The sequence below is a fragment of the Marinobacter sp. genome (assembly GCF_041686475.1).
Lineage (GTDB): Bacteria > Pseudomonadota > Gammaproteobacteria > Pseudomonadales > Oleiphilaceae > Marinobacter.
In genome coordinates, this window is record NZ_JAWLDU010000082.1 from 1 (window position 1) to 7,925 (window position 7,925).

5 protein-coding genes and 1 pseudogene are annotated in these 7,925 nt (G+C 58.3%); 5 read left to right on the forward strand and 1 reads right to left on the reverse strand.

What is annotated here, in order from left to right; all coding sequences use genetic code 11:
• The 3 genes and pseudogenes from ACESMB_RS13730 to ACESMB_RS13740 form a co-directional block, all read left to right on the forward strand.
• Positions 1-663, forward strand: a pseudogene (locus ACESMB_RS13730) (hypothetical protein); the annotation flags it as partial.
• 90 nt (positions 664-753) lie between these two features.
• The gene (locus ACESMB_RS13735) at positions 754-1,596 is read left to right on the forward strand and encodes an AAA family ATPase (RefSeq protein ID WP_372971838.1); all 843 of its coding nucleotides are present in this window, start codon (positions 754-756) and stop codon (positions 1,594-1,596) included.
• Between the two features lie 22 nt (positions 1,597-1,618).
• The gene (locus ACESMB_RS13740) at positions 1,619-2,797 is read left to right on the forward strand and encodes a vWA domain-containing protein (RefSeq protein ID WP_372971839.1); all 1,179 of its coding nucleotides are present in this window, start codon (positions 1,619-1,621) and stop codon (positions 2,795-2,797) included.
• A gap of 231 nt (positions 2,798-3,028) precedes the next feature.
• Here the strand turns inward: ACESMB_RS13740 and ACESMB_RS13745 are convergent, their stop codons facing one another.
• The gene (locus ACESMB_RS13745; RefSeq protein WP_372971840.1) at positions 3,029-3,514 is read right to left on the reverse strand and encodes a MaoC/PaaZ C-terminal domain-containing protein; all 486 of its coding nucleotides are present in this window, start codon (positions 3,512-3,514) and stop codon (positions 3,029-3,031) included.
• 207 nt (positions 3,515-3,721) lie between these two features.
• Here ACESMB_RS13745 and ACESMB_RS13750 point away from each other — a divergent pair, with 207 nt between their 5' ends.
• Both ACESMB_RS13750 and hrpA read left to right on the forward strand, forming a co-directional pair.
• The gene (locus ACESMB_RS13750) at positions 3,722-5,398 is read left to right on the forward strand and encodes an AMP-binding protein (RefSeq protein WP_372971841.1); all 1,677 of its coding nucleotides are present in this window, start codon (positions 3,722-3,724) and stop codon (positions 5,396-5,398) included.
• Positions 5,399-5,406: 8 nt separating this feature from the next.
• Positions 5,407-7,925 (forward strand): ATP-dependent RNA helicase HrpA (hrpA, locus tag ACESMB_RS13755; RefSeq protein WP_372971842.1); only part of this gene is annotated, 2,519 nt, incomplete at its 3' end.

Below are 7,925 nucleotides of genomic sequence, written 5' to 3' on the forward strand. Positions count from 1 at the left end.
CCCGAACCCGAACCTGAGCCCGAGCCGGCACCGGTGGAGCCAGAGCCCGAAGCAGAGCCGGAAATAGCGGACGAACCAATTGCCGACAACGGGCCGATTGATATCAGCCAGGCTGAGGAACCTGCAGCCGAGCCTGCCACTGAAAACGAGGAATCCGGTGGGCTGCCAATGTGGGTTATCGGACTCGCTGGCGGATTGGGGGTGCTGGCCGTTGCTGGCGCGGTGTTCCTGGTGATGCGCCGCAAAAAACCAGAGGCAGAGCAGGAGCAGGAGCAGGAGCAAGAGGAAGAGCCTCCTGTCATCGCGCCAGAAGAGCAGGCCGAGGAAGAACCAGAAAGCGAGGACGAGATTCCTGTTGCTGAGGAAATCCCTGAACCTGAGCCGGAAGCGGAAGTGCCCGAAGACGACATTCCGGTCGCCGATGCCACTGTGGATGAACCCGAGCCTGAAGAATCAGCGCCGGAATCCGAGCCTGAGCGCGAGCCCGAACCCGAACCGGCGGGCGAACCCGAACCTGAGACGGAAGAGCCGGTTCCGGAAGACGAAGACGATGAATTCGGCCTGGAGGATTTCGATCTCTCGGAGTTCGACGACCTGCCGGACACCGACGATGACAAGGGGCTGCTCGACGACGACGATAAATCTGACGACGGGAAAAAGTAACCGGCTCTTATCACCGGGGCTCAGGTTCTCTATACTTGAACGCCAATTTCAAACAGACGTTTAACCGTTAACCGAACAGGATACTGACAGATGAAGTTTACCGGTACCGAGAAATACGTAGCCACTGACGACCTGCAAATGGCGGTGAACGCGGCCATCACACTGCAACGGCCGCTACTGATCAAAGGCGAGCCCGGCACCGGTAAAACCCTGCTGGCGGAAGAGATGGCGGCCGCGCTGGGCATGCGCCTGATTCCCTGGCACATCAAGTCCACCACCAAGGCCCAGCAGGGCCTGTACGAATACGATGCGGTATCGCGCCTGCGGGATTCCCAGCTCGGGGACGAAAAGGTCAAGGACATCGGCAACTACATCGTCAAGGGCAAGCTTTGGGAAGCCTTCGAGTCCGAGGAGCAGGTGGTCCTGCTGATCGACGAGATCGACAAGGCCGATATCGAATTCCCCAACGACCTTCTGCTGGAACTCGACCGCATGGAATTCTTTGTGTACGAGACACAAAAGCTCGTGCGCGCCAAACACCGCCCCATCATTGTCATCACCAGTAACAACGAGAAGGAACTGCCGGACGCCTTCCTGCGCCGCTGTTTCTTCCACTACATCAGCTTCCCGGACCACGGCACTATGAATAGCATCGTGGACGTGCACTTCCCGGGCCTGCAGCAACAGGTGGTGCGGGATGCACTGGAAGTCTTCTTCGACGTTCGCAAGGTGCCGGGCCTGAAGAAGAAGCCATCGACTTCCGAGCTGATCGATTGGCTGAAACTGCTGATGGCAGACGAGTTGTCTGCCAAAATGTTGCAGGAAAAGGACACCGGTTCCGCCTTGCCGCCGCTTTACGGCGCCCTGGTGAAGAACGAGCAGGATGTCCACCTGCTGCAGAAGCTGGCCTTTATGGCCCGTCGTCGCAGCTGAAATCCGGCAAGAGCAACACAGTATGTTGATTGATTTTTTTCTCGAAGTCCGGCGTGCAAAAGTACCGGCGAGCCTGCGCGAGTTTCTTGATCTGCTGGAAGCTCTGCAGAACCGGCTTGCGTTCGCCAATATGGAAGAATTCTACTATCTGGCCCGGGTGTGCCTGGTCAAGGACGAGCGCCATTTCGACAAGTTCGACCGCGCCTTCCAGGCCTATTTCGAAGGCATCGAAAACCTCGATGACCTGATGGAAGCGCTGATTCCGGACGAATGGCTGAGGGCGGAATTCGAAAAGCAGCTGTCCGAGGAAGACAAGGCGAAAATCGATTCGCTTGGTGGCCTGGAAGAGCTGATCGAAACCTTCAAGAAGCGCATGGAAGAGCAGAAGGAACGTCACCAGGGTGGCAACAAGTGGATTGGCACCGGTGGTACGTCTCCGTTCGGGGCCAATGGCTATAACCCGGAAGGTTTTCGTATCGGGCAGAACAAGGGCCGTCACGGCCGCGCGGTGAAAGTCTGGGAAAAGCGGGAATTCAAGGATCTGGACGACAGCGTCACCCTGGGCATCCGCAACATCAAGGTGGCCATGCGCCGGCTGCGGAAATTTGCCCGCCAGGGCGCCGCCGACCAGCTGGATATGGACGACACCATCCGCTCCACCGCCCGCAATGCCGGTTACCTGGACCTGAAAATGGTTCCCGAGCGGCACAATGCGGTCAAGGTACTGATCTTCTTTGATGTGGGCGGTTCCATGGATCCCCACGTGCGGGTGTGTGAAGAGCTGTTCTCGGCCGCACGGCTGGAGTTCAAGCACATGGAATACTTCTACTTCCACAACTTCGTCTACGAGAGCGTGTGGAAGAACAACATCCGCCGCATGAACGAGACCACCAGTACCTGGGATATCCTTCACAAGTACACGCCGGACTACAAAGTGATCTTCGTGGGGGATGCCACCATGGCGCCCTACGAGATTTCTCATCCGGGCGGGTCCATCGAGCACTGGAACGAGGAAGCCGGTGCCACCTGGTTCCAGCGCATTACCGAGCACTTCCGCAAGGTGGTATGGATCAACCCGCTGCCGGAGAGTTACTGGGGGCAGGGTGGCTCCCTGGGTATGACGCGGCAGTTGGTGAATGACCACATGTACCCGCTGACCATTGAAGGCCTGGAATCGGCCATGAAGCAGCTGAGCAAGTGATAAAAAAAGCCGATGCGGTTGAGGGCATCGGCTAAGCTCGGCATATCAAACGGGGTGACTATCTCACCACCCCGCCTCTCAGTACTTGCAAATCCAGGGCCATGTAAATTACTGCCATAAAAAACAACGGGTTAGTGGTTCCGTATAGCGCTCCGGCGTCACTTGAGACTTCATTCTGTTGTCTACCTGTCAAAAAATCCGACGTTCTTGGATTTCTTATGGGTGACCTGTCTAGCGTTCAATCGTGATTCTGGGCAGGCTTGGTTTGCTGAGTGACATTTTCTGGGTGGGTGCGATCACCTTTGCTTCGCCAGAGACCACCTGCTCGTTATTCTGGTTGCGTACATCACAACCCATGGTAACGCGGTTCCTGCGCCCCTTGGAAAGCACGGTGAGGTGGACGGTGAGGGTGTCGTCCAGTTTCACGGGTCGTCTGAACGTCAGGCTCTGTTCCAGATAGATGGTTCCCGGGCCGGGCATCACCGTGGCCAGGGCTGCGGAGATCAACGAACCGCTCCACATGCCATGGGCAATACGCACCTGGAAGGAAGAGTCGGCAGCGTATACGGCATCCAGATGCACCGGATTGACGTCGCCGGACACTGCTGCGAAAAGCACCAGTTCGTCTTCTGTCAGCGTCTTTACGTAGGTTGCAGAGTCGCCTTCCTGAAGTTCGTCGTAGGTAATGTTCTCAAGCGTATTGAGGGTATCGCTCATATGGGCTCCGCTCGGGGTCCTGGTGGGTATGTTGCCATTCCGTTGTTGGGTATAAGGGCTACAGTTCTCCCTCGAAAACTACCTCATCGTTCACAAAACTGCTATTCTCTCCCGACTTTTCGAGGCTGATACTTTTGTCTGGTTGATTTTTTGATCAATCCGGGATCGGTAAACATTATAAGCACAAACGCCCAACAGGAGATGGTGATGGATTTTGCGCAGTTCTATCAGGACAAATACCCCGCCGGTGTACCCCATGAAGTAGACCTGGACAAGTACACCAGCATGGTGGATGTATTTGATCAGGCGGTGAAAAAATACGCCGACCGACCTGCCTTCAGCGCTGTTGGCGCTACGTTGACCTATCGCGACCTGGATACACAGAGCCGTAATTTCGCCGCCTGGCTGCAGAACAAGACCGACCTCAAACCGGGCGACCGGATTGCGGTTCAGATGCCCAACGTTTCCCAGTACCCCGTTGTTGTTTTCGGCGCCATGCGAGCGGGCCTGATCGTGGTAAACACAAACCCGCTGTATACCACCCGCGAGATGGAGCACCAGTTCAATGACTCCGGCGCCAAAGCGCTGGTGGTGCTGGCCAATATGGCCGATAACGCCGAGAAAGTGCTTCCCCATACCGGCATCGAGCACGTGATCGTGACCGAAATTGCCGACATGCATTCTCCGCTGAAGCGCACGCTGATGAATGCGGCGGTCAAGCACCTGAAGAAAATGGTACCGGCCTACAATCTGCCCCAGGCTCACAAACTGCCTGCGGTGCTGAGTGCCGGCAGCAAGGAGAAGTTTACCCCGGTTGAGTGCAAAAAAGACGATATCGCGGTACTGCAGTACACCGGCGGTACCACGGGTGTGGCCAAGGGTGCCATGCTGACCCACGGTAACCTGGTGGCCAACCTGCTGCAGGTTCGCCCGATGATGGAAGACACGGTGGAAGAGGGCAAGGAAGTGGTGGTCGCACCGCTGCCGCTTTATCACATCTACTCGTTCACCCTGAACTGCGGCATCATGCTGGAAGCCGGCGCCCATAACGTGCTGATCCCCAACCCGAGGGATATTCCGGGCTTCGTCAAGGAACTGAAGAACCACAGGTTCACTGCATTCCTGGGTCTGAACACGCTGTTCGTGGCGCTGTGTAACAACGAAGAGTTCCAGGGCCTGGACTTCAGTGGCCTCAAGCTGACCTCTTCCGGCGGTATGGCGCTGACCAGCGACACCGCGAAAATGTGGCAGCGTGTCACCGGCTGCGAGATTGCCGAAGGTTACGGCATGACCGAGACCTCGCCGGTTGTCACCTTTAACCCCAACAGTGCCATCCAGCTTGGTACCATCGGCCTGCCGATTCCGGGCACCGAATTGAAAACCATCGACGATGACGGCAATGAAACACCGATTGGTGAGCCCGGTGAACTGTGTGTGAAAGGCCCGCAGGTGATGCGCGGCTACTGGCAGCGTCCGGAAGACACCCAGAAGTCCTTTACCCCGGACGGCTTCCTGCAAACGGGCGACATTGCGCTCATCCAGGAAGACGGTTATATCCGTATTGTTGACCGCAAGAAAGATATGATTATCGTATCTGGCTTCAATGTGTTCCCGAACGAGATCGAAGATGTGGTCAGTGGTCACCCGAAGGTGGTTGAATGTGCCGCCGTTGGCGTGCCCGATGCCAAGAGTGGCGAAGCGGTGAAAGTTTACCTGGTTCCCACTGCAGAAGGCGTGACGGAGAACGAGCTCAAGGAATTCTGTCGTGAGCGTCTGACGGCCTACAAGGTGCCCAGGACCTTCGAATTCCGCGATGAGCTGCCGAAGACCAACGTTGGCAAGATCCTGCGTCGCGAGCTCCGGGACGAAGCCGTCAACAAGTAAAAGGACCAATGTCACAAGCCCCGACAGAACAGCCCACGAATACGCCGGACAGTAAGGCCGCCGTCAAAGCCATCATGGAACAGCTGGATGCCTGTAACCAGCTGGAGGCGGCCCGTATTCACAAGCTGGTGGCCCGCAAGAAGGGCCGCCCGGGGCAGAAAGACCTGGAAAAAATGGCGCAGTGGCTCGACCGGGGCCATGCCCGCGTCAGGGAGCGCCAGGCACTTCACAAACCCGCCACTTTTCCATCCTCGCTGCCGGTATCGGAGCGGGTTGATGACATTCGCGAGGCCATCGAACAGAACCAGGTGGTGATCATTGCCGGCGAGACCGGTTCCGGCAAAACCACCCAGATTCCCAAGATCTGCATGAACAGCGGCCGCGGCATTCGCGGGCTGATCGGCCATACCCAGCCGCGACGTATTGCTGCGCGCACAGTGGCAGGACGAATTGCCGAGGAGCTGGGGGAGCAGACCGGTGGCCAGGTGGGTTACCAGGTGCGTTTCACCGACACCACCTCCGAGCAGTCGCGCCTCAAGGTCATGACCGATGGCATTCTGCTGTCGGAAGTTCAGCACGACCGCTTCCTGGATCGTTACGATACCCTGATCATTGACGAGGCCCACGAACGCAGCCTCAATATCGACTTCCTGATGGGTTACCTGCGCCAGCTTCTGCCCAAGCGCCCGGACCTGAAGGTGATCATCACCTCCGCCACCATCGAGGTTGAGCGGTTCAGCCGCTTCTTCAACGATGCGCCGGTGATTGAAGTCAGTGGCCGCACCTATCCGGTGGATATTCGTTATCGCCCGCTGACCGGCGACGAGGACGACCGCGACCAGGGCTGGACCGATGGCGTGCTGCGGGCCATGGAGGAAATCGAGCAGCACGAGCGGGTGGAAAAACAGCCCCCCGGCGATGTGCTGGTGTTCCTGCCGGGGGAGCGGGAAATCCGCAGCCTGAGCAAGGTGCTGCGCCATGCGGACCTGCGCCATACCGAGGTGCTGCCGCTGTATTCCCGCCTCAGTAACCAGGAACAGAACCGGATTTTCCAGAGCCACCGTGGCCGGCGCATGGTGCTGTCCACCAACGTGGCGGAAACCTCCCTGACGGTGCCCGGGATACGCTATGTGATCGACACCGGTGTGGCGCGGATCAGCCGTTACAGTGTGCGCTCCAAGATCCAGCGCCTGCCCATCGAGCCGGTCTCCCAGGCCAGCGCCAACCAGCGGGCAGGGCGGTGCGGTCGTGTGGCACCGGGTATCTGTTTCCGGCTGTACGACGAAACCGACTTTATCAACCGCCCTGAATACACGGACCCGGAGATCCTGCGCACCAACCTGGCTTCCGTCATCCTTCAGATGACCACCTCGGGGCTGGGGGACATTCGGCATTTCCCATTCCTGGAGCCGCCGGACGCCCGTCTGATCAATGACGGCTACAAACTGCTGGAAGAGCTTGGGGCAGTGGACGACAAGCGTCGGGTTACCGGCCTTGGCCGCACCATGGCGCGGTTGCCGCTGGACCCGCGGCTGGCGCGGATGCTGGTGACGTCATCAGAACAGGGCAGCCTGGCGGAAACCCTGGTGATCATCGCCGGCCTCAGTGTCCAGGATCCGCGGGAGCGGCCCCAGGACAAGCAGCAGGCCGCCGACCAGGCCCATGCGCCGTTCAACGACAAGGAATCCGACTTCCTGACGTTGCTGAACATCTGGAATTTCTACGAGGAACAGCGCCAGGAACTGTCCCAGAACCAGCTCAAGAAAGTCTGCCAGAAGAGCTTCCTGTCGTGGATGCGCATGCGGGAGTGGCGGGATATCCATCGCCAGCTCACCCTCATCTGCCGCGAACAGAAACTCAAGCTGAACAAAGAGGCTGCCAGCTATGAGTCGCTCCACAAAGCGGTGCTGGCTGGCCTGCTCGGGCATGTTGCGGTCAAGCTGGAAAAGAAGGAATACCTGGCCACCCGCAATCGCAAGGTGATGATCTTTCCGGGTTCCAAGGTGTCGAAAACCGGCCCCAAGTGGATTGTTGCCGCGGAAATTGTCGAAACCAGCCGGGTGTTTGCCCGGGTGGTGGCGAAGATCGAGCCGGAATGGATCGAACCCCTGGCCGGGCACGTGGTCAAACACCATTATTTCGAGCCCCACTGGGAGCAGAAACGCGCCCAGGTGATGGGCTACGAGAAAGTCAGCCTGTACGGGCTGGATATCATCCCAAAGCGGCGGATTCCCTACAGCAAGGTGGACCCGGCCGAATGCCGCAACCTGTTTATCCGTCGCGCTCTGGTGGAGGGCGACTACCAGTCAAAGGCGCCGTTCATTGCACGCAACCGCGAGCTGCTGGACACCGTCGAAAACCTGGAGCGCAAGACGCGGCGCCGGGATCTGCTGGTGGAAGACGAAGTACTGGTGGATTTCTACGACCAGCGCCTGCCAGAGAACATTGTCAGCGGCCGGCACTTCGAAAGCTGGTGGAAGCAACTCAGCGCGGACGAGCTCCGCAACATGGAGCTGACGGAATCCGA

Coding starts and splice junctions, on each gene's coding strand:
- ACESMB_RS13735 (WP_372971838.1), top strand. CDS start 754: ATGAAGTTTACCGGTACCGAGAAATACGTAGCCACTGACGACCTGCAA.
- ACESMB_RS13745 (WP_372971840.1), bottom strand. CDS start 3,514: ATGAGCGATACCCTCAATACGCTTGAGAACATTACCTACGACGAACTT.
- ACESMB_RS13750 (WP_372971841.1), top strand. CDS start 3,722: ATGGATTTTGCGCAGTTCTATCAGGACAAATACCCCGCCGGTGTACCC.
- ACESMB_RS13740 (WP_372971839.1), top strand. CDS start 1,619: ATGTTGATTGATTTTTTTCTCGAAGTCCGGCGTGCAAAAGTACCGGCG.